Here is a 21,064-nt window from a genome sequence, read left to right as displayed (position 1 = left end):
CGGCCCCCGCACGCTCGACGGTTGTGGGTAGTATTCCGGGAGTGCGTCTCTGAGACGCGCTCTGGGGCTCGCTGGGACTGAGTCCCGTCGTGCCACCCGAAAGAGTTCTCGAAGATGACAACCGATTCGCCCGAATCCGCCGCGCCATCGCACCCCTCGCTGGGAGTGCGCATCGGACGCATCGCCTTCCTCGTGCTCGCAGGCCTGGTCGTGATCGCAGTCGCCGCCGCGTTCTTCGTGACCTGGACGATCCAGAGATCCTTCCCGCAGACCGACGGCACGCTGCCACTCGGCGGGTTGCAGGCCGAGGTCACCGTGCAACGCGACGAGAGCGGCATCCCGACGATCACCGCCGACACCACGCACGACCTCTTCTACGCCGAGGGATTCGTGCACGCGCAGGACCGCTTCTTCGAGATGGACTTCCGTCGGCACGTCACCGCGGGCCGCGTGGCCGAGATGTTCGGAGAATCGCAGGCCGGAACGGATGCCTTCCTGCGCACCCTGGGCTGGCGCACCGTCGCAGAGGCCGAGGTCGCCGCGATGGACGAGGTGACACTCGGCTACTACCAGGCCTATGCCGACGGTGTGAACGCCTACCTCTCCTCGCGCTCCGGCGCGGAGCTGTCGCTCGAATATGCCGTTCTGGGCATGCAGAATCCCGAGTACGCGCCCGAGCCCTGGGAGCCCGCCGATTCGGTCGCCTGGTTGAAGGCCATGGCCTGGGATCTCCGCGGCAACGTCGAGGACGAGACCGAGCGCTCGCTGCTCGCGGCCGAGCTCGCCTCCGGGGCGTCCGATGCTGCCGAGACGCAGGCCACGCTCGACAGGCTCTACCCCGCCTACCCGTTCGACGAGCATCCGGTGATCGTGCCGGAGATCTCGACCGTGCCCGCGGTCGGCGCGGATGCCGCACCCGCCGCCTTCACGACCGACGAGAACGACGGCGAGATGCAGCAGGCCGCCACCACGATCGAGTGGCAGGAGGCATCCGATGTGATCGAGGCGGCGAGTATCCTCGTCGGCGACGTCGGCGAGGGCATCGGCTCGAATTCGTGGGTCGTCTCCGGGGATCTCACCGACACCGGCATGCCGCTGCTCGCCAACGATCCGCATCTCGGCTCGTCGCTGCCCTCGGTCTGGTACCAGGTGCAGCTGAAGTGCAGCGAGGTCACCGACGACTGCCCCTTCGACGTGGGCGGCTTCTCGTTCTCGGGGCTGCCCGGCATCGTGATCGGGCACAACCAGAAGGTCGCCTGGGGCTTCACCAACCTGACCACGGACGTCACCGATCTGTACATCGAGCGCATCGAGGGCGACCAGTACTGGCGCGACGGCGCCCTCGTTCCTCTCGAGGAGAGCACCGAGACGATCAAGGTCGCCGGGGGTGACGACATCGAGCTGACGATCCGCTCGACCGTCCACGGGCCCATCATCTCGGGCCTCACCGATGACTTCACGGCGATCGCCGACGACCCCGAACCCGGGCTCGTGGCCGGCGGTGCGACCGGCACCGCCCCCGCCGGCGACGCCTCGGAGTATGCGGTCAGTCTCCGGTGGACCGCTCTCGACCCCGGCACAGCCGCCACCGCGATCTTCGCCCTCTCGACCGCGCAGGACTTCGACGAGTTCCGTGCGGCGGCGGCGCTGTTCGATGTCCCGGCGCAGAACCTCATCTACGCCGACACCGAGGGCAACATCGGCTACCAGACCCCCGGACGCCTGCCGATCCGCGGTGCCGGAGACGGATGGATGCCGCAGCCCGGCTGGGACAGCAGCTACGACTGGACCGGGTTCATCCCGTTCGAGGACCTGCCCGTGTCGTACAACCCGTCCGCCGGATACATCGTGACCGCGAACAACGCGATCGTCCCCGACGACTACCCGTACTTCCTCTCCCGCGACTGGGACTACGGATATCGCGCGGCACGCATCGTCGACCTGATCGAGAGGCGCTCCGCCGATGCGCCCCTGACCGCCGACGACATGCGCGACATCCAGATGGACAGCGAGATGTGGATCGGCAAGCGCCTGGCCGCGGCGCTGGACGACGTGCAGGTGACGGGAGAGGGAACCGCGGATGCCGTCGACCTGCTGCGCTCGTGGGACGCCCAGAACGAGGCATCCTCCGCGGCCGCCGCGTACGCGAACGTGCTGTGGTCGAACCTCGTGCAGAACCTCTTCGCCGAACGCGACCAGCCCCTGCCGATCGACGGCCAGGGACGCCTGTTCACCGTCGTCTCCGACCTTCTCGACGACCCGACCGACCCGCTCTGGACGAACCCGACCATCGACGTCGCGAGCATGGACGAGATGCTCGCCCTCTCGGCCGAAGAGGCCTACGACGAGCTCTCCGCGCTGCAGGGCACGACGGTCAGCGCCTGGCGGTGGGGCGACCTGCACGCCATCCCCCTGACGAGCGACACCCTCGGCTCGTCAGGAATCGCTCCGATCGAGGCGCTCTTCAATCGCGGCCCGTTCCCGGTGAGCGGCGGGGCCTCGGTCGTCAATGCCACCGGTTGGGAGCTCGGCACCTCATACGCGACGACCACGGTCCCGTCGATGCGCATGGTCGTCGACCTGTCCGATCTCGACGCGTCCACCTGGATCCACCTCACCGGAGCATCCGGCCACGCGTTCGACGAGCACTACATCGATCAGACGGCCGACTGGGCCGCCGGCATCCAGCGACCGTGGGCGTTCTCGGCCAAGGCCGTGGATGCGGCGGCCCGGCACACGCTGGTACTGACCCCGGCGGAGTAGACACCGAGGACGCGCGGGCGAGTCAGGCGGAGGCCGGCGCGGATGCCGCGGCGCGGCGCGCGATCAGCCAGATGCCGAACGCTGCGGCGAGGAAGATCGCCGCGAGCATCGCCCACCCCGCGAACCCGAACGTGATCGCCGTGGCGTTCACGACGATGGGCGACGCCAGCGCACCGAGCGAGAAGCCCATGCCGAACACGCCCTGGTAGGCACCGGCTCGCACGGGGTCGGCCAGTTCGAAACTCAGGCCCCAGGCTCCGGCCTGCGACAGGATCTCGGCGAACGTATGCGTGATCATGCCGACGATGAGGATGACGATCGCCGCCCACGCCGGCAGCCCTGCGGCGAGCGCGTAGACGATGCACGCGGCGACCATCAGCCAGCCGGCGATCATCGTGACCCGCCCTGCGATCCGCACATCGTGTGTGCCGCGAGACGCACGCACCTGGAACAGCACCACCAGTGCGGTGTTGATGATCAGGAGCACCGCGAACGTCGCCTCGGGAGCGTTGGTGTTCTCGGTGATCCACAGAGGCACTCCGAGCTCGGCGACGCCGAACTGCATGCCGAAGATCGCCGACAGCCCGCTGAGCAGCAGGTAGCGGGGGTCGCGCCAGGGAGAGCGGCGGTTCCAGTCCTTGCGCTCGGCGGATGCCGCCGCGGTGGCGTGCGTGTCGATCGACCCGGTCTCGGTGTGCAGGACCTTGATGCGGGTACGGGCCGGAGCGTCGACGGCGGCGGTGAGGCGGAGGAGCGGGAGCGACCCGAGGGCGCAGATGACGCCGGCGCAGGCGATGACGATCCGATAGGCCTCTGCCGTCCCCAGTGCGAGGGCGATCGCACCGATGCCGGACCCGGCCGCGATCGCGAGGTTGGTGACGGTGCGCAGCACAGCGCGGGCGTGCACGCGCTTCTCGGGTGCGAAACCGCGCGCGATGATCGCGGACCGCGCCGAGTGCCCGAGGGTGTCGAAGAAGCCGGCCAGGCTCGCGAGCAGCAGCGCCGACGCGAAGTCGCCGACGAAGGCGTAGGCGGCCAGCAGCACACCCCCGGTGGCCTCGAAGCCGAATGCGAGGCGCCGCGCACTCCACCGATCGGCGAGCCACCCGCCGAGGAACGACGCCACGACGCCGCATCCGCTCGACACGGCCAGCACGATCGCCGCCTGCGCGGGGGAGAGACCGATGATCTGCGTGAAGAAGAGCACCGTGACGGCGAGGAAGACCCCGCGGCCGACGCGGGAGACGGAGGTCGCGGTGACCAGCGCCCGCAGGACCGGATCGCTCAGCGCGCCGGACAGCCGTGCGAGGAGACCCTTCGTCGCTGCCCGGCCCTCGCCCCCTTCATCGACCGGTTCGGGATCGGGGTGGGGCGAAGACACCCTTTCATCCTCGCACGGCGTACAGAGCCGCCCTCTCACACACCGGTATGCGATGGGCGGACCTCGGTTCGTCACAGGCGGCCCCCTCGGTTAGCGTGGGTGGGTGGCCTCCAGTTACCTCGCCCCCAAGGGCACTCCCGTCACCCTGCTCGAGTTCGAGCACGGTGGATCGACGCTCATCGCGGAGACCTTCGGCGAGGGCGCGCACACGTTCCTGCTGCTGCACGGCATCGGCATGGGCCGCAGCGTCTACCTCGATCTGGTGCAGCGTCTGCGCGGCCGCGTGATCGCACTCGACCTCCCCGGGTTCGGCGAGGCCCCCGAGCCCACCCGCACCCTCACGATGGAACGCCACGCCGACCTCGTCGCCGCCTACCTGCGTCATGTCAGCGAAGGACCGGTCGTCGTGATCGGGCACTCGATGGGCAGCCAGATCGCGGCCGAGCTCGCCGCACGGCATCCGTCGCTCGTCGAAGGCGTCGTGCTCGCCGGCCCCACGGTCAACAAGGCCGCCCGCAACGTGGCCGCGCAGGCGAGCTACCTGCTCACCGACCTCATCGGCGAACGACCCCTCGTGATCTGGCGCGGCGCGAGGGAGTACCTGCGCGGCGGACCCCACCTCATCCGCAAGATCAGAGCCACCATCGTGCACCAGCCCGAGAAGGCGTTCGCACGGATCGAGCAGCCCGTGCTGGTGCTGCGGGGGGAGAGCGATCCCCTCGCGCCGATGAGCTGGTGCCAGGAGATCATCGACGAGATCCCCGGCGCCGACCTGCGGGTGATCCCCGATCACGGCCACGGCACCCTGATCAGCGACTCCGAACCCGCGGCACGGCTGATCCAGGGCTTCGCCGACAACCTCTGACGCACGCTCACCCGCCGTGCGGTTCACAACTCAGCACGAGCGCTTCCAGCGCCTCCGATTCCGAGCAGATTCGACGATCAGCTGCGCCTGATGCTGAGACGTGAACGACGTGCGTCGCCGAATCTCGGGCCGAGTACAGCGATGATCTGCTCCAGCGCCTGCCGAACGTATGCCTGGTCACCGAGAATGTCCTTCGCGAGCGGCCGAACGGTCACATAGCCGAGGCGTGCCGCGGCTATGTCGCGCTCGCGATCCTGGACCTGCTTCTCCCACCCCTCATGGAACTCCTTGCTGTCGCATTCGATGATCAGCCAGCCGTCCACCACGAAGTCGACGTACCCGACGCCCTCCAGATAGACCTGTGTCTCATACGCGACTCCCATGGCCCGCAGCAGCAGTCGCATGAACGTCTCCGGACCAGACTCGGCCGACGGATCGACGAGCGCAAGCAAAGGACGGAATCGGATCGGAAGAGCCGCGAACATCGCGGCCAGCTCGTCGAGTGTCAGCAATCCGTGATGAACGACACAGTCCAGTGTGGCGAGTGCCTCGCGCGGAGCCTGGCAGAGCACCGAGTGCGCCACTGCATCGATGAGCGGAGCTGCATGCAGAGCGTCACGCACGTCTGTCAGAACCTTCCAATGGAGCACGGTCTTCCTGCCCTTCACAGCACGGAGACGAGACGAACCGGGGGTGACGAGCACGTGGAGCTCCCGGCAGCGAAACACGAAGACGCCGAGCAGCGCCAGCAATGACAAGCAGGAGACTCGTCCGCCGATGCGGACGGCGTCGACGATGTCCTGGTGCGTCGACGACACTGCGTATCGGTCGCGACGCACATGCACGAGCTCGCCTCGTCCGACCGACTCGGCGATCAGACGCCCAGTCATTCCCGAGCGGACCAGATCCGATCGTGTGAAGACCGTGCGCGAATAGATGTCATCCGCGCGCTGCGCGACGGTCTCATCGTTCTTCCTCATCGCAGAAGTGTGCGGAACGCGGAGGGCCCTTATGACCCCCTACCCCTCGCAATCGGGGATGACTCGGGATGACCAGAGGTCAGTGCAGGAGAAGTGGCACCGCTCGTCGTCGTTCACTATTCAGCATGAGTCAGGGCCGACGGGAGGTAACGCCCCGTTATCGCGGGCCGGCGCACTCTCATGCTGAGTTGTGAACCATGCCGAGACCGCACCGAGCGCGAGGAGACCCACTCAGCGCAGGGGCGGAGGCGATGTCGGCAACAGCATCGCGTTGCGGCGCGACCGGGTCAGCAGCAGGGTGAACACCGCCAGACCTCCGAAGAGGAGGGTCACGATGATGCCGATCGCGATCATGGCTCCCGAGTACGGCCCCTGTTCGATGACCGATCCCAGCACGGCGACGATCAGACCGGCGACCGCGATCGCGGCTACGCACCAGCCGACGATCATCGACGCGAGATAACCCCGAGGACCGGCGTGCCCGGGGCGAACACCGAACTTCGTGCCGATGTACCAGCTCCACCGGGAACCGGTCCACCAGCGACTGACCTGCGCCGTCATCGGATACCACCCGGCTTCGGGTCCTTCGACCTCACCGGGCAACGGCCGCACGTCGGCGCCCAGGATCGGCGCCGACTGCGGAGCGGGGAGCGTGCGCACGCGGCGCGAGTACGCGGCACCGACGAACCAGATCGTGGCGGCCGTCAGCAGCAGCACAGGGAGCACGAAATTGCCGGGGCTCTGCGTGATCAGCGCCGCGCTCAGCTGCAGCATGGCGAGCACGAAGAACAGGATGCCGAGGAAGAACCCCATCTGGGGAGGCTCGACAGCCAGAGCGTCGGGCCGCGGACGACCGTCGCGGATGCGGTACGGGGACCAGACGGTGCCGTCCCACCAGCGGACGTCCGAGGTTCCGGGCACCTGGTACCAGCCCATCCACGCCGCCGTCGGCCCGGACGCCGCCGTCGGCGGGGTGTCGCGCTCCTGCGCGGTCCACTGCACTCCGTCCCACCAGCGCTGCCGCCCCGGCGTGCCGGCGTCATACCACCCCTGTGGCGTCGACATGTCTCCCCCTCCGACCCCTCAGCCGGCGCCGGGAGGGGTCTGCTTCGAATCGGCGAGCTCGTCGACCACGAGGCTCCGCTCGTCGGTGGTCCCGTTGCGATAGGCCTGGCGTCCGACGATGTGCGCCGACAGAGGAGCCGTCGCGAACTGCATGAGCACGACGGGGGCGACGATCGCGAGACCGACGAGGATGCCGCCGACCGTCCGCTGCGACAGAGCGATCGCGAGGCAGATGAGGATGAGACCGAGCACCTGCGGCTTGGTCGCGGCGTGCAGCCTCGACGGCACGTCGCGGAAGCGCAGCAGGCCGACTGCGGCCGAGAGGCAGAGCACCGCTCCGAGCAGGATGAGCACGAGGATCGCGACGTCGATGACGGCGTCGGGGATGGCGAGACCGAACACGTTCATGGTGTCGTGTTGTCCCTTCTGGCGACGAACCGGGCGACCGAGATCGACCCGAACACGCCCACCGCCGCGATGATGAGCAGAACCGGGATGTTGCGGGTGTGCCCGTTGATCGCCATCTCGGCCCCGAGCACGCACATCACCTCGGTGAGCAGCACGTCGGAGGCGACGGCCCGGTCGAGGATCGACGGACCACGCACGATCCGGATGATCGTCAGGATGGCGGCGATGCCGAAGACGACCGAGATCACCAGCAGCAGGATGTTCATCGGGCACCGCCCTTCGTCACTCCACCGTCGCGTGCCGCACGTGCCGACCGCTCGTCAGCCTTGAGGGCACGGTACTGCTCCGGAGCGCCCAGCGCACGCACGACTCGACGCTCCCAGCGGAGCACTCCCTCGCGCTGCTTCTCGACGTCGGCGAGGCTCCGCACCCCGATGACGTGCAGGTACAGCACCTGACGGTCGCGGTCGGCTTCGACGACGAGAGAACCCGGCACGAGCGACGAGACGACCGAGACGTGCGTCATCATCAGGTCGTCGGCGTACTTCAGCGGCACGGCGATGATCGCCGCCCCGGGCTGACGCCGGAAGTCGAAGACCTGCGCGGTCACCGAGAGCGCGCCCTGCAGCACCGCGAACAGGAACTGCACGACGAGCAGCGCCGCGTACCAGATGTTGATCCGGCCCGAGAGCTCGACCGTCGGCAGCCGGAACACACGGGTGACGAACACCGCGACGACGAGTCCGGACAGGAAGGCGAGAACCGTGAACTGGCTCCACAGCAGCATCCACAGCACGACCAGCCATGCGAGGAATGGCAGCTGCACGCGGATGTCCCGCCAGAAGTGACGGCCGGTCTCGGTGGGGCTCATCCCTCCACCTCGTCTTCCAGCTGGATCAGGCTCACGGGGTCGAGCAGAGCCTCACCGATGCGGTCGCACAGCGCGTAGAGAGGGCCGGCGAAGACCGTCAGCGCCACGGTGACCCCGACCATCCCCGCGGTCGCGACCGTCATGATCGTCGGGATGCGGCGACGCTCCTGCTGCTCGTCGGCGGCCGGGGCGTTGCCCAGATACGAGATGCGGCCCTCGGTCTCGGCCGAGTCCTCCTCCTCGCGCCAGAACGCGAGGTTCCAGGCGCGCATCAGCGCGTACAGCGTGAGGAGCGACGTGACGATTCCACCCGCGATCAGCACGATCATCAGCGGGGTGCCCACCGATGCCGCCGCCTCGAAGAGCGCGAACTTGCCGATGAAACCGGAGAACGGAGGAAGGCCACCGAGGTTGATCGCCGGGATGAAGTAGAGCACGGCGATCACGGGCGCGACCTTCAGCAGCCCCTTCACCCGGAGGATCGAGGTGCTGCCCGCTCGACGTTCGATGAGACCGACGGCGAGGAACAGGGTGGTCTGCACGATGATGTGGTGGACGATGTAGTACACGGTCGCGCCGATCGCGGCGGGGGTCGCGATCGCGAGGCCGAAGATCATGTAGCCGACATGGCTCACGAGCGTGAACGACAGGATCCGTTTGAGCTCCGCCTGCGCGACCGCGCCGAGCACGCCGACGATCATGGTCGCGAGGGCGATGATCAGCAGCAGGGTGTCGATGCTGTTGTCGGCGAACAGCTGCGTCTCGGTGCGGATGAGCGCATAGACGCCGACCTTCGTCAACAGGCCCGCGAAGACGGCGGTGACCGGCGCCGGCGCCGTCGGGTACGAGTCGGGCAGCCAGAACGACACGGGGAAGATGGCGGCCTTGATGCCGAATGCCACCACCAGCATCAGGTGCAGCACCAGCTGCGTCTCCTGCGGAAGCTCGGTCATCCGCTCGGCGATCTGCGCCATGTTGACCGTGCCGAGCGCACCGTAGATCATCGCGATCGAGGCGAGGAACAGGATCGACGAGACCAGCGAGACGACGATGTAGACGGCGCCGGTGCGGATGCGGGACTCGGTGCTGCCGAGGGTGATCAGCACGTAGGACGCGACGAGGAGGATCTCGAATCCGACGTACAGGTTGAAGAGGTCGCCCGCGATGAACGCGTTGAAGATTCCGGCGGCGAGGATCAGGTACGACGGGTTGAAGATCGAGATCGGCGTCTCGTCCGTGCCGTCGGCGGCTCCCTGGCCGATCGAGAAGAGGAGCACGGCGAGCAGCACGATGCTCGAGATGAGCACCAGGAGGGCGGCGAGCCGGTCGACGTAGAGCACGATGCCGAACGGCACGGGCCACCCGCCGACCGAGACGGCGAGCGGAGCGCCGGCGTCGACGACCACCAGCAGCACGGCGGCGATCACCGAGACGATGGCGAGCGTCGCCACCGTGACGAAGACCTGGAGGCGCGGCTTGCGGCCGAAGATGAGGGTGACGGCCGCGCCGAGCAGCGGAAGTGCGACGAGAAGCGGGACGAGGGCGCTCATGTGCGGTCCTCCCCGTCATCCGTGTTCTCTGATTCGCTGTGCTCCGCGTCGGCGTCCTCGGGCGGAGCCGATTCGCCGGCGAGGGTGGATGCCGCCGCATCAGCAGACCGCGACTGCGTCGGCCGATCGACCGGAGCATCGTCGTGGATCGCGGGGTGGTCGCGCATGTGCAGCACCGTGATCGGAGCCGTCTGCACGCCCACGAAGTCGGTGGTGGCCTCGTCGTCGGCGGCGTCGGCCTCGTCGTCCATGAGATCCTCGTCGGCATCGGTGCGCTCGCGGAGCGCGATGTCGGCCTCGTCGTCTTCGACGGTGTCGGCCTGGCCCAGCTGCCAGGAGCGGTAGATGAGCGCGAGGAGGAACGCCGAGACGGCGAACGTGATCACGATGGCCGTGAGGGTGAGCGCCTGGGGCAGCGGATCGCTGAGCTCGCCCTCGGTGCCGAAGAAGGGCGCGTTGCCCGGCACTCCCATGACGATGAGGAGCAGGATGTTGGTGGCGTTGCCGAGCAGCAGGAAGCCGATCAGCACGCGGGTGAGGCTGCGCTCGAGCATGGCGTAGACGCCGCACGCGAACAGCACGGCCATGATCACGATCAGGGTGAGGGAGACATCCATCAGGTGGTCACCCCCCGTTCGCGGAACTCCTGCGCCTGGCGGTCGACCTCGGCACCGAGGCTGCGCAGCACGTCGAGCACGAGACCGATCACGACGAGGTAGACGCCGATGTCGAAGATCGTCGACGTGACGAACTCCATATGGCCGATGCCCGGGATCTCCCACTCCCAGAACGTGCTGGTCAGCGGAGCCATGCCGAAGAAGAGCGGAACCACGGCGGTGCCGACGGCGAGGATGAGGCCGGTGCCGAGAAGACGACCGGCATCCGTGGGCGCGGCGGCGCCGAGCTCCCAGCGTCCACCGGCGACATACCGCATGACGAGCGCCATTCCGGCGACGAGTCCGCCGGCGAATCCGCCGCCGGGAAGGTTGTGTCCGGCGAAGAGCAGGAAGATCGACACGACGATGATCGTGTGGAACAGGATGCGCACGATCACCTCGAGCAGGATCGACCTGTTCTCGGGTTTCATCTTCTGCCCGCCGACGAGCCAGGCACGAGGGCTGCTCTCGTTCTCGGAGGTCTGGAAGCGCACGCCCTCGGTCGTCTCGACGAGCGGGCGGCTGAGCGTGCGCCGGCGACGGGCGTTGGGCAGCGTCTTCGTCGCCGCGAGCATGTCGGCGCGGTGCGTCACGAAGACGAGAGAGGCCACTCCGGTCGCGGCGAGCACGAGCACCGACAGCTCGCCCATCGTGTCCCACCCGCGGAGGTCGACGAGCGCGACGTTGACGACGTTCTTGCCGTGCCCGATCTCGTAGGCGAGCTTGGGGAAGGCCTCGGAGATCGGGTCGGAGACGCGGGACTGGGTCGCCACGATCGCGACCAGGGCCATGGTGAGTCCCACGCCGACGCCGAGCAGGGCGCGGGGGATGCGGCCGACGGATGCGTTGTGCTCGCCCATCCGCGCCGGAAGACGGCGCAGCACCAGGGCGAACGTGACCATCGTCACGGTCTCGACGAGGATCTGCGTCAGCGCCAGGTCGGGGGCGCCGCTCGTCGCGAACAGCACCACCATGCCGAGTCCGGTGATCGAGACGAGAACGACGCCGGTGTACCGCTTCTGCGCGCGCACCGCCATGACCGCGGCCGCGGCCATCAACGGGGCCACGACGAGCTGAGCGGGGGTGTGCCATGCCGAGAGCTGGAAACGCTCGACGTCGGTCGCGAGCAGCGCCGTGATCTCTGCCGCGACGAACACGACGAAGATCGTGCCGACATACACCGGGAGCGAACCGCGCTGGGTGAGGGTCGTGCTCAGCACCGACAGGCGATCGATGCCGCGCATGACGAGGTAATAGACGTCAGCAGCGGTGAAGCGGATGAGTCGCGCCTTGCGGTCCCAGCCGGTGCGCACCGTGAGCAGGAACAGCCCCGCCCCGAGCAGGATCGAGAGGATCGAGATGCCGAGAGCGGGCTCGAGTCCGTGCCAGAGGGCGAGGTGCCCTGGGCCCTCTGCGGCGACCCCCTCGGCGTCGAGGCCGGGGGTCGCGGTCAGCGCGTATCCCTGCAGGGCGGTGTCGAGCGCCGGGGCACCGATTCCGGCCGCGAGCGTGATGCCGGCGAGGATGATCGGCGCCGAGAGGAAGCCGACGGGAGGATCGGGCCAGGCGGTGTCGGGCAGGCGGTCGCCGACGGCATCCCGCTTCTTCCAGAAGGCTCCCCAGAGGAAGCGGATGCCATATGCCGCAGTGAGAATGGATCCGAGGCTGACCCCGATGATCGCGACGAGACCCCACGGCGAGCCGTGCATCGCATCGTCGAGGAGCGCGGTGAGCGTCGACTCCTTCGCCACGAAACCGATGGTCGGGGCGATACCCGCCATCGAGGCGACCGAGATGAATGCCGCCGTCGCCATGACCGGCGCCTGCCTGCCCACCCCGCTCAGCTCGTCGATGTCACGGGTGGAGAGCTGGCGGTCGATCACACCGACGATCAGGAACAGTGCCGACTTGAACAGCGCGTGCCCGATCACGAGCGCGAGCCCTGCCAGAGCGCTCGCCTGCGTGCCGTAGCCGATCACGATCGAGAAGAACCCGAGCTGGCTCACGGTGCCGAACGCGAGGATGCGCTTGAGGTCGGTCTCGCGCAGGGCCTGGATGCCGCCGAGCAGCATCGTCACGATGCCCAGCGAGATGATGATGGGCCGCCAGGGGCCGGTGAACGCGAAGATCGGCGCGAAGCGCGCGATCAGGTAGATGCCGGCCTTCACCATCGCCGCGGCGTGCAGGTACGCGCTCACCGGGGTGGGCGCGGCCATCGCACCGGGCAGCCAGAAGTGGAACGGGAAGATCGCCGACTTGCTGATCGCTCCGATCAGGAGCATCACCACGGCGGCATCGACGATCGGGCCGGTGGGCGCGAGCTCGAGGATCTCACGGATGCTGGAGGTGCCGGAGTCGACCACGAGCAGCACGACGCCGACGAACATGACGAGCCCACCGAGAGTGGTGACCAGGAGTGCCTGCAGGGCGGCACGACGGCTGGCCGCACGGCGTCGGTAGTGCCCGATCAGGAGGTACGAGAGGATGCTCGTCACCTCCCAGAACATGACGAGCATGACGAGGTCGTCGGTCAGGACGAGACCGTACATCGCGCCCGCGAACCCGAGCAGCACGGCGGCGAACTGACCGATACCGGCCGAGTCGTCGTGGAAGTACCAGCGGCAGTACAGCAGCACGAGTGCGCCGACGCCGGTGACGATCAGGGTGAGCACCCAGCCGAGCACGTCCATATGCATCGACAGGTCGAGCCCGAGCTGGGGGATCCACTCCACCGAGACGAACGGCACGGGGCCGTCGAGAACCTGGGGTGTGAGGACGAGCGCGTGGACGAATGCCGCTGCAGGAATGAGAGCCGCGATGGCGAATGCCTGAGATCCCAGCCAGCGCACCAGCACGGGCATCACGATGGACCCGAGAAGGAACACAGCGAGGAGCGTCAGCATATACGCGGCTCCTCGAAGCTCGTCGGCCGGGGGTGCGGCGCAGGCGGGCGGGTGTCGAGACTCAGTTTACCTTGATATTTCGCGCTTCCGGGTCGATGATGTCGCTTTCGAATCGCGCAAATGGCCGATTCCCCCCGGCATTTCGGGCAATTTGCGCGATTCGAAACCCGGAATCAGATCATTCGGATGCGTTCGCGGCCCGTCGTGCGAGAGCGGGGCCGAGCCTCTCGTACGAGTTCTCGATGTGCGCGCGCATCGCCTCGGCGGCCGCATCTGCGTCTCGTCGACACAGGGCGTCGAGGATGCGCTGATGCTCATTGGCCGTGTCGTCTTCGAAGTCGTGACGGAAGTTCAGTCGGTACAGGTGCATGTGCGAACGCAGCCGCACGATGGCCTCGGCGAGCAACGGGCTCTCGGCGTGCTCGGCGATCAGATGGTGGAAGCGCAGGTCCTCGTCGATGAAGCGGCGGTAGTTGCGGAAGCTCTCGTCCTCGTCGGGAGCGGATGCGGCCCGCATCTGCGCGACCGACTCCGCGAGCTCCGTCTCCGTGTCGTCGTCGAGGCGTGTCGAGGCCCGACGCGCCGCCTCGGGTTCGAGCAGCTCGCGCATGTCGTAGAGGTCGCGCAGACCCGCGGCGTCGAGCAGCGGCGCGGCGACGTACCCCTTGAGCGCCCGCTTCGCGACCAGGCCTTCTGCCTCGAGACGCGTGAGCGCCTCCCGCACGGGCGTGGGTGAGACGTCGAGATCGCGGGCGACCGCGTCGATGTTCACACGGGCACCCGGCTCGATCACGCGATCCATGAGGAGGCCGAGCACCGCGTCGTACACGTCATCGACGAGCGCGCGCCGCGCCGGGAGCGGCCGCGGTCCGCGGGCTTCGTCGTCGCCGAACATGAGTCTCATCGTACGGGGTGCCCTTCGTGCCTGATCAGACCCCGTTCTCGCAGCTCGTTCCACACGTCGTCGCCGACGGGCCGAGCGACCAGTCCGCTGTTGCGGGCGACCTGCTCTGCGCTCGCTCCTCCCATCACGATCGCGCCCACGGCCGGGTGGGTCAACGGGAACTGCGCCGCCAGCTCGGGAAGTGTGCGGCCGTGTCGATGCGCGACGCCGGCGATCTCCTGCGCACGCTCGACGACCGCGCGGTCCGCGGGGCCGTAGTCGAACGTGGCGCCCTGCCCCGGAGCATCCGTCGCGAGGATCCCCGAGTTGAACACGGCGGCCGCGAGCACGGTCACGCCGCGCTCGTCGGCGACAGGGAGCAGGTCGTCGGCGGCGGATTGATCGAGCAGCGTCCACCGCCCCGCGACCATCATCACGTCGGCATCCGTCTCCGGCACGAACCTCGCGAGCATCGCGCTCTGGTTCATGCCGGCGCCGAAGGAGCGGATGACGCCCTGGTCGCGCAGTTCGCTGAGCGCGGGGAAAGCTCCGTCGAGGGCTTCACGCTCATGCTCGTCGGGGTCATGCACGAGCGCGATGTCGATGCGGTCGAGACCGAGGCGCTCGAGCGACTGTTCGATCGAGCGCAGCACGCCGTCTCGCGAGTAGTCGCGTACGCGACGGTGGTCGGCGGGCACGTCGAACAGGTTGTCGAGGTCGGTGCGACCGGCGGCATCCTGCGGCACGAGCAGCCTGCCCACCTTGGTCGAGACGATGAACTCGTCGCGAGGCAGCTGCCGCAGACTCTCACCCAGCCGTCGCTCGGCGAGGCCGAGCCCGTAGTGCGGGGCGACGTCGAAGTACCGCACGCCACCCGCCCACGCCGCGGGCACGACATCGGGCCATTCGTCTTCGCGGAGCGCCTGGTAGAGGTTGCCGAGCGCTGCGGCGCCGTATCCGACGGGCGGAGCGGAGAGCCCGCCGCGTCCGATCGCAGCGCGCATCGGGGCAGACCGCGCGCCGACGGAGACGGGGATGCTCATGCGACGATCAGCCGCCCGAGCGCGTCGTGGTCCCAGGGGATCCCGAGCCCCGCCTCCGTCGGCGCCCAGCCGCGTCCGTTCTCGATGCGGATCTCGCCGGTCGTGACCGCCCGCAGCTGGGGGATGTGCTCGAGGTAGAGCGCGTTGGGGATCGCGCAGACGAGCGACACGTGCAGCTCCATGAGGAAGTGCGGCGCGACGGGAGCGTTGAACGACTCGGCGAGGTGCGCGATCTTCAGCCACGGCGTGATGCCGCCGACGCGGGCGACGTCGGCCTGCACGATCGACGCCCCGCCCCGCTGCAGGTGCTCACGGAAGTGGCCGAGGGAGTACATGCTCTCGCCGACCGCGATCGGCACCGATGTCGATCGCGCGAGCAGACGATGGCCCTCGATGTCCTCCGCCGGCAGCGGCTCCTCGAACCAGAAGACGTCGACCTGCTCGAACAGCCGTGCGCGGCGCACGGCCTCGGCGACCGAGAACGACTGGTTCGCGTCGACCATGATGTCCATGCCGGGCCCGACGGCGTCGCGCACGGCGCGCAGTCGCTCCAGATCCTGATGCCCGCGCGGCATCCCGACCTTGATCTTGACCCCACCCATGCCGCGTTCCTTCGCGTCGACCGCGTGGGCGACCAGCTCGTCGGTGCGGAAGTGCAACCATCCGCCCTCGGTGTCGTAGACGGGCACCGAGGGTGAGGCCCCGCCCGCGGCGACCCACAGTGGAAGCCCGGCTCGGCGGGTCTTCGCATCCCACACCGCGGTGTCGACCGCGGCGAGCGCCAGCGCGGTGATCGGCCCGACCGTCGTCGCACGCGTGATGCCGAACAGCGCGAGCCACACGGCTTCGGGTCGTTCGGCCTCGAGGCCGATCAGCGCGGGGAGCAGCGTCTCGCGCAGCAGGCTCAGCACCGCTCCTCCGCCGGTGCCGATCGTGTAGCTGTAGCCGGTGCCCTCGGTGCCGTCGGCGGTGCGCAGCCGCACGAGGATCGTCTCCTGCTTCACGAACGTCTGCAGAGCATCCGTCCGCTCGGTCTCGACCGGCAGGTCGCACAGCTGCGCCTCGGCATGCACGATGCGGCTGCCGGCGGTCGCATCCGCCCTGACGTCGAGGAGGCTCCTGGTGGTGTCGTGTGTCGTGGTCATCAGCGTCCTCCGAGTCCGCCCAGGGTGACCCCCTTGATGAGCTGCCGTTGCAGCAGCAGCACGAGGATCAACGAGGGGATGACGGCCAGTGTCGACGCGGCCATGAGCAGAGACCACTGCGTGCCGAACTGTCCGGTGAACATGCCGAGCCCGAGGGGCACGGTGGCCATGTCCTGTGTGTTGATGATGATCAGCGGCCACAGGTACGAGTTCCAGTAGCCGATGAAGGAGAAGACCGCGAGCACGCTCAGCGGAGCGATCAGCTGCGGCAGCAGCACCGACCACAGGGTGCGCAGGCGCGAGGCGCCGTCGATCAGTGCCGCCTCCTCGTACTCCATCGGGATGGTGAGGAAGAACTGCCGCATGAGGAAGGTGCCGAACGCCGTGAATGCGAACGGGATGATGAGCGCCGCGAAGCTGTCGTTCCATCCCCAGCTGTTGATCATGATGAACAGCGGCACGACCAGCACCTCCTGCGGCAGCACGAGCGTGAGCACGAACAGCAGGAACAGCTTGTCGCGGTACTTGAATCGCAGCCGCGAGAACGCGTAGGCCGAGAGCACGGCGACGATCACCGAGAGCAGGGCGCCGAGGATCGCGACGGTCAGCCCGTTGAGGATGAACCGGCCGAACGGCACGACGGTCCACGCCTCGACGAAGTTCGCCCACCGGATCTCCGAGCCGAAGATCTGCGGCGTCGCCGTGAAGACCTCGTTCTCGGGCTTGAGGGCGGTGAGGAACATCCAGATGAAGGGGATCGCGAAGATCAGCGCCACCACGGCGATGGCTGCGGTGTTCAGCCACTCCTTGAGGGAGTCCCGGCGCTGACGCGCACGGCGAGGCAGGCTCACGACGTCACTCATAGTTCACCCACCTGCGCTGGCCGACGAACTGCAGGGCCGTGATGAGCATCACGACGAGGAAGAGGATCCACGCGAGGGCGGATGCATAGCCGAGGCGATCGAAGACGAATCCGTTGCGGTAGAGGTACAGCACGAACGTGTTGGTGCTCTCGCCCGGTCCGCCCTGTGTGAGGAACAGCGGCTGCACGAACACCTGGAAGGCTCCGATCATCGTCATGGTCGAGCAGAAGAAGAGCGAGGGCGAGAGCAGCGGGAGGATGATGAACCGCAGCCGCTGCCAGGCCGAGGTGCCGTCGATGCGGGATGCTTCGAGCAGTTCCTTCGGGATGGCGCTGAGGCCCGCCGACAGGACGATCACGTTGTAGCCGAACGACTGCCATACCGACATCGCGATCACCGAGGGCAGCGCCCACGCAGAGTCGGACAGCCAGTTCGGCCCGTCGATGCCGACGGTCGCGAGCATGGAGTTGATGAGCCCGTCCTGCGACAGGAGCAGCCGCCACACGAGCGCGTTCGCCACCATCGGGGTGATCACCGGCAGGAAGAAGACGACCCTCCATACCCCTGCGGCCTTCATGCGCGTGCTGAGCCACAGCGAGATCGTGAGGGCGACGAAGAGGTTGAGGGCCGTGTAGACGATCGCGAAGATCAGCGTGTTGCCCAGCACCGTGTAGAACGTCGGGTCGCGGAAGAGCTTGACGTAGTTCTCGAACCCGATGAAGTCGGGGCTGCCGAACAGCTTCCAGTCGAACAGGCTGATGAACGCCGATCCGAACAGCGGGGTGAGGATGAAGAGGACGAACCCGATCAGCCCCGGCGCGAGGAAGGCGACCGCCACCCAGCCGTCACCACGCCGCCTCCGCAGTCGTGGAGCCCGCGGGGCGGGGGNCCCCCGCCGCTCCGGGCATCGGGGAGGAGGCCGTGGCCTCCGTCCGCTCGCTCATGATGGCCATCGACTCAGCCCGCCACCGAGTTCTGGATCGTGTCCATGATCTCCTCGGCCGTGAGCTCACCCCGGTAGCCCTGCACGCCGTACTGCGTCATCAGGGTCTCGACCTGGTTCCAGGTCGGGGTGGTGCGCTGCGGGGTCGCGTCGGCGAGCAGCGCCTCGACCACCTCGGCTGCACCCTCGGTCTTGCCCTCAGCCCATGCGGGGAGCGCCTCGATGCGGGCCGGGACGATGCCGCGGGCCTCCGCCTGCTTCTCCTGCACCGAGACCGAGGTCAGGGCCTCGATCGCCGCGAACGCCTCGTCGGGTCGATCGCAGTTGGCGGCGATGCCGAACCCCGATCCGGCGGTCATCGCCGCAGCCTTGCCGCTCGTCGACGGGACGATCGTGACGCCGAGCGTGAAGTCGGCGGCATCGGCGAAGCTGCCGTACATCCACGGACCCTCGATGAGCATCGGCACCTCTCCCGAGGTGAACGCCTGCTGCGAGACCTCCGAGCCGTCGGCGGCCTCGGGCGCCTTGGCGACCTGCTCGACCGACACGAGGTCGAAGAAGCTCTGCACCTGATCGACGAAGTCGGAGTTCGTCAGGTCGAGCTCTCCGTCTTCGGTGACCGCGGGCACACCGTCGGCGAGCGACCAGGCGTTGGGGATGAAGATGCCGGGAGCGAGCGCGAGGCCCTTCTTCTCTCCGTCGGTGAGCGCCTTGGCATCCGAGATGAACTGGTCGCGGGTGTATTCGGTGCCGGGCAGATCGAGGCCCGCGTCCTGGAACGCCTCGACGTTGTAGAAGAGCACGATCGGCTCGGCGTCGTAGGGGATGGCGCGGATCGTTCCGTCGACCGTCATGCCGCTGAGCATCGAGGCGTCGATGTTGTCGATGTCGAAGCCGCTCTTCTCGATCAGGTCGTCGAGCGGCATCAGCAGATCGCCGAGTTCCTGGGCTCGGGCGGCCTGGGTGGTGAGCAGGCACGGCGGGTTCGAGCCGCTCAATCGCGTCTTCACCTTGGTCCAGTAGTCCGAGAAGCTCGGGCCTTCGACCGTGATGTCGAGGTCGGGGTCCTCGGCCTGGGCGCCCGAGATGAAGTCGGCCCACTGAGCCTGGTCGCCTTCGCTGGCGGCCCACGTGTAGAGCACGAGCGGGCCGCCGGCGTCGCCGCCTCCGCTGCCGGATCCGCTGGCGCAGCCGGCGAGGGTGATCGCGGTGAGGCCCGCGACTCCGGTCAGGACGAGCCGCTTCGCGCGTCGGGATGAGAGTGCATTCATTCTGTCTGCCTCCTTCATTGGATGCTGATTCGATGCGATGGGTGAGGGGGTGTTGCTCGGGTGTTCTGGTACTGCTCGGGTGTTCGGGTACTGCTCGGGTCACTCGGAGAAGTCGATGGCGATGACGTCGATCAGGGCGCCGCTGGGCTGGGGGGCGACGATGCGCAGTTCGCCGAGGTCGTCACCCGCCGTGGATGCCTCGTGCACCTCGAAGCTCGCGTCGTGCTGCAGCTCGAGGTCGTCCGCGAGGCGATGCACGCGGGTGATCCTGCGCACCGGAAGCCCGCGCACGATGATCTCCTCGACGGGCAGTGCGGTCAGGTGCAGGTAGAGGCGTCCGGTGCGTGCGGTGGTCGGTCCGTGGAAGTCGATGCCCTCGGTGGGCTCGACGCCGATGACGGATTCGGCGTGCGCCTGCATCCATCCCGCGAACTCCCCCAGCCGCTCCTGCTCGACCGCCGGCAGCGTGCCGTCGGGGCCAGGACCCACGTTGAGCAGCAGGTTTCCGCCGCGGGCGACGACGTCGATGAGCGTGACGAGCAGCGACCTCGCGGACTTCTCGTTGTCTGGGCCCTTGCGCCACGCCCAGTGGTCGCCGATCGTGAGGCACAGCTCCCAGGGACCCGACGGCGGGCTGAGCGGGAAGCCCTGCTCGGGGGTGCGGTAGTCGCCCTGGCCGGGAAGGCGGTCGTTGATGACGACGTCCGGCTGCAGCTCTTTGATCAGGCGGCGCAGCCCCGGCGAGGTCCACTCGACGGCCGAGCGCTCCCAGTCGCCGTCGAACCACAGCAGGTCGATCTGACCGTAGTTCGAGAGCAGCTCGGTGAGCTGAGCGCGCACGTAGTCGAGGTAGCGCGACCACTCCTCCGGCGATGAGCGACGGTGGCGGTCAGTGGCGTCCGGGGTGTCCGCGAACTCCGCGAGGCCCGCGGCGGGCCAGTGCTCGAGCTTGTACGGCAGGTCCTCGTCACGGAACGCGGGGTAGTCCGGGTGGTTCCAATCGGGAAGGCTGTAGTAGATGCCCACCTTCAGACCCTCGGCCCGGACGGCCTCGACGAACTCGCGGGTGATGTCGCGCCCGAAGGGGCCGTGCTCGACGCCGAAGTCCGACTGCTCGGTGAAGAACATGTTGTATCCGGCATGGTGACGCGCGGTGAAGACGACGTAGGTGGCGCCGGCCTCCCGCACCCGGCGGGCGAGATCGGCGGCATCCCACTCGGTCGGGTCGAACGTGGGCGCCGTGGCCTGGTACTCGGCGACCGTCACGGCATCCTCGACCGCATCCACTCCGGGAATGATCGAGCGCCCGACCAGCGGCCAGGAGATCTCGATCCCCTGCTGCGACGCCTGATCCCAGTGCACGAAGATGCCGAAGCCCGCCCCGCTGAACCACTCCCCGCCGGGGATGCGTTCTGTGGGCCGTCGGAAGCCTGCGTCCGTCATCGAGTCTCTCCTTCGAGTTCAAGATTTCCTA

The 21,064-nt window shown here is 68.2% G+C and carries 18 protein-coding genes; 2 read left to right on the top strand and 16 right to left on the bottom strand.

Going from position 1 to position 21,064, the window contains the following annotated elements; all coding sequences use genetic code 11:
- The first annotated feature begins 114 nt into the window (after nucleotides 1-114).
- Nucleotides 115-2,763, top strand: coding sequence for a penicillin acylase family protein (locus ACTJKH_RS09645; protein WP_440736707.1), 2,649 nt, complete (start codon nucleotides 115-117; stop codon nucleotides 2,761-2,763).
- A gap of 22 nt (nucleotides 2,764-2,785) precedes the next feature.
- Here ACTJKH_RS09645 and ACTJKH_RS09640 read toward each other — a convergent pair whose 3' ends face one another.
- Complete coding sequence (locus ACTJKH_RS09640) at nucleotides 2,786-4,144, bottom strand: MFS transporter (RefSeq protein WP_440736706.1); 1,359 nt, start codon at nucleotides 4,142-4,144, stop codon at nucleotides 2,786-2,788.
- A 103-nt stretch (nucleotides 4,145-4,247) separates the two neighbouring features.
- On the opposite strand from ACTJKH_RS09640, the gene ACTJKH_RS09635 reads away from it, so the two are divergent.
- Nucleotides 4,248-5,009 (top strand): alpha/beta fold hydrolase, encoded by a 762-nt coding sequence (locus tag ACTJKH_RS09635; protein WP_440736705.1) that lies wholly within the window; start codon nucleotides 4,248-4,250, stop codon nucleotides 5,007-5,009.
- A gap of 77 nt (nucleotides 5,010-5,086) precedes the next feature.
- Here the strand turns inward: ACTJKH_RS09635 and ACTJKH_RS09630 are convergent, their stop codons facing one another.
- From ACTJKH_RS09630 to ACTJKH_RS09560, 15 genes are all read right to left on the bottom strand, one after another.
- The gene (locus tag ACTJKH_RS09630; protein ID WP_440736704.1) at nucleotides 5,087-5,989 is read right to left on the bottom strand and encodes a hypothetical protein; all 903 of its coding nucleotides are present in this window, start codon (nucleotides 5,987-5,989) and stop codon (nucleotides 5,087-5,089) included.
- A gap of 231 nt (nucleotides 5,990-6,220) precedes the next feature.
- A complete protein-coding gene (locus tag ACTJKH_RS09625; protein WP_440736703.1) occupies nucleotides 6,221-7,054 on the bottom strand; it encodes a DUF2510 domain-containing protein in 834 nt (277 codons plus the stop codon).
- An 18-nt stretch (nucleotides 7,055-7,072) separates the two neighbouring features.
- The gene (gene mnhG / locus ACTJKH_RS09620) at nucleotides 7,073-7,462 is read right to left on the bottom strand and encodes a monovalent cation/H(+) antiporter subunit G (protein ID WP_210096536.1); all 390 of its coding nucleotides are present in this window, start codon (nucleotides 7,460-7,462) and stop codon (nucleotides 7,073-7,075) included.
- Complete coding sequence (locus tag ACTJKH_RS09615; RefSeq protein ID WP_210096535.1) at nucleotides 7,459-7,728, bottom strand: monovalent cation/H+ antiporter complex subunit F; 270 nt, start codon at nucleotides 7,726-7,728, stop codon at nucleotides 7,459-7,461. The genes mnhG and ACTJKH_RS09615 overlap by 4 nt, the downstream gene beginning before the upstream one ends.
- A complete protein-coding gene (locus tag ACTJKH_RS09610; protein WP_440736702.1) occupies nucleotides 7,725-8,333 on the bottom strand; it encodes a Na+/H+ antiporter subunit E in 609 nt (202 codons plus the stop codon). The genes ACTJKH_RS09615 and ACTJKH_RS09610 overlap by 4 nt, the downstream gene beginning before the upstream one ends.
- Nucleotides 8,330-9,883 carry a Na+/H+ antiporter subunit D gene (locus ACTJKH_RS09605; protein WP_210096533.1) on the bottom strand — a complete coding sequence of 518 codons (1,554 nt, stop codon included), beginning with the start codon at nucleotides 9,881-9,883 and terminating at the stop codon, nucleotides 8,330-8,332. Before ACTJKH_RS09605 ends, ACTJKH_RS09610 begins: the two co-directional genes overlap by 4 nt.
- On the bottom strand, nucleotides 9,880-10,500 hold the full coding sequence (locus ACTJKH_RS09600) for a Na(+)/H(+) antiporter subunit C (protein WP_259161130.1): 621 nt from the start codon (nucleotides 10,498-10,500) through the stop codon (nucleotides 9,880-9,882). The genes ACTJKH_RS09605 and ACTJKH_RS09600 overlap by 4 nt, the downstream gene beginning before the upstream one ends.
- Nucleotides 10,500-13,442, bottom strand: coding sequence for a Na+/H+ antiporter subunit A (locus ACTJKH_RS09595; protein ID WP_440736701.1), 2,943 nt, complete (start codon nucleotides 13,440-13,442; stop codon nucleotides 10,500-10,502). The genes ACTJKH_RS09600 and ACTJKH_RS09595 overlap by 1 nt, the downstream gene beginning before the upstream one ends.
- 178 nt (nucleotides 13,443-13,620) lie before the next feature.
- Nucleotides 13,621-14,337 carry a GntR family transcriptional regulator gene (locus ACTJKH_RS09590; RefSeq protein WP_259161134.1) on the bottom strand — a complete coding sequence of 239 codons (717 nt, stop codon included), beginning with the start codon at nucleotides 14,335-14,337 and terminating at the stop codon, nucleotides 13,621-13,623.
- A 5-nt stretch (nucleotides 14,338-14,342) separates the two neighbouring features.
- On the bottom strand, nucleotides 14,343-15,368 hold the full coding sequence (locus tag ACTJKH_RS09585; RefSeq protein ID WP_440736700.1) for an aldo/keto reductase: 1,026 nt from the start codon (nucleotides 15,366-15,368) through the stop codon (nucleotides 14,343-14,345).
- On the bottom strand, nucleotides 15,365-16,513 hold the full coding sequence (locus ACTJKH_RS09580) for a mandelate racemase/muconate lactonizing enzyme family protein (protein WP_440736699.1): 1,149 nt from the start codon (nucleotides 16,511-16,513) through the stop codon (nucleotides 15,365-15,367). The genes ACTJKH_RS09585 and ACTJKH_RS09580 overlap by 4 nt, the downstream gene beginning before the upstream one ends.
- On the bottom strand, nucleotides 16,513-17,376 hold the full coding sequence (locus ACTJKH_RS09575; protein WP_440736698.1) for a carbohydrate ABC transporter permease: 864 nt from the start codon (nucleotides 17,374-17,376) through the stop codon (nucleotides 16,513-16,515). The genes ACTJKH_RS09580 and ACTJKH_RS09575 overlap by 1 nt, the downstream gene beginning before the upstream one ends.
- Nucleotides 17,369-18,214, bottom strand: a complete 846-nt coding sequence (locus ACTJKH_RS09570) for a carbohydrate ABC transporter permease (protein ID WP_440736697.1) — start codon at nucleotides 18,212-18,214, stop codon at nucleotides 17,369-17,371. The genes ACTJKH_RS09575 and ACTJKH_RS09570 overlap by 8 nt, the downstream gene beginning before the upstream one ends.
- 119 nt (nucleotides 18,215-18,333) lie before the next feature.
- Nucleotides 18,334-19,590, bottom strand: a complete 1,257-nt coding sequence (locus tag ACTJKH_RS09565) for an ABC transporter substrate-binding protein (protein ID WP_245340704.1) — start codon at nucleotides 19,588-19,590, stop codon at nucleotides 18,334-18,336.
- A 99-nt stretch (nucleotides 19,591-19,689) separates the two neighbouring features.
- The gene (locus ACTJKH_RS09560; RefSeq protein ID WP_440736696.1) at nucleotides 19,690-21,033 is read right to left on the bottom strand and encodes an alpha-L-fucosidase; all 1,344 of its coding nucleotides are present in this window, start codon (nucleotides 21,031-21,033) and stop codon (nucleotides 19,690-19,692) included.
- Nucleotides 21,034-21,064: the final 31 nt, after the last annotated feature.

The sequence above is a fragment of the Microbacterium sp. 22215 genome (assembly GCF_052045655.1).
In the GTDB taxonomy this organism is placed as follows: Bacteria; Actinomycetota; Actinomycetes; order Actinomycetales; family Microbacteriaceae; genus Microbacterium; species Microbacterium phyllosphaerae.
Note: the sequence above shows the minus strand (reverse complement) of the source record. Positions and strands in the feature narration are given on the sequence as shown.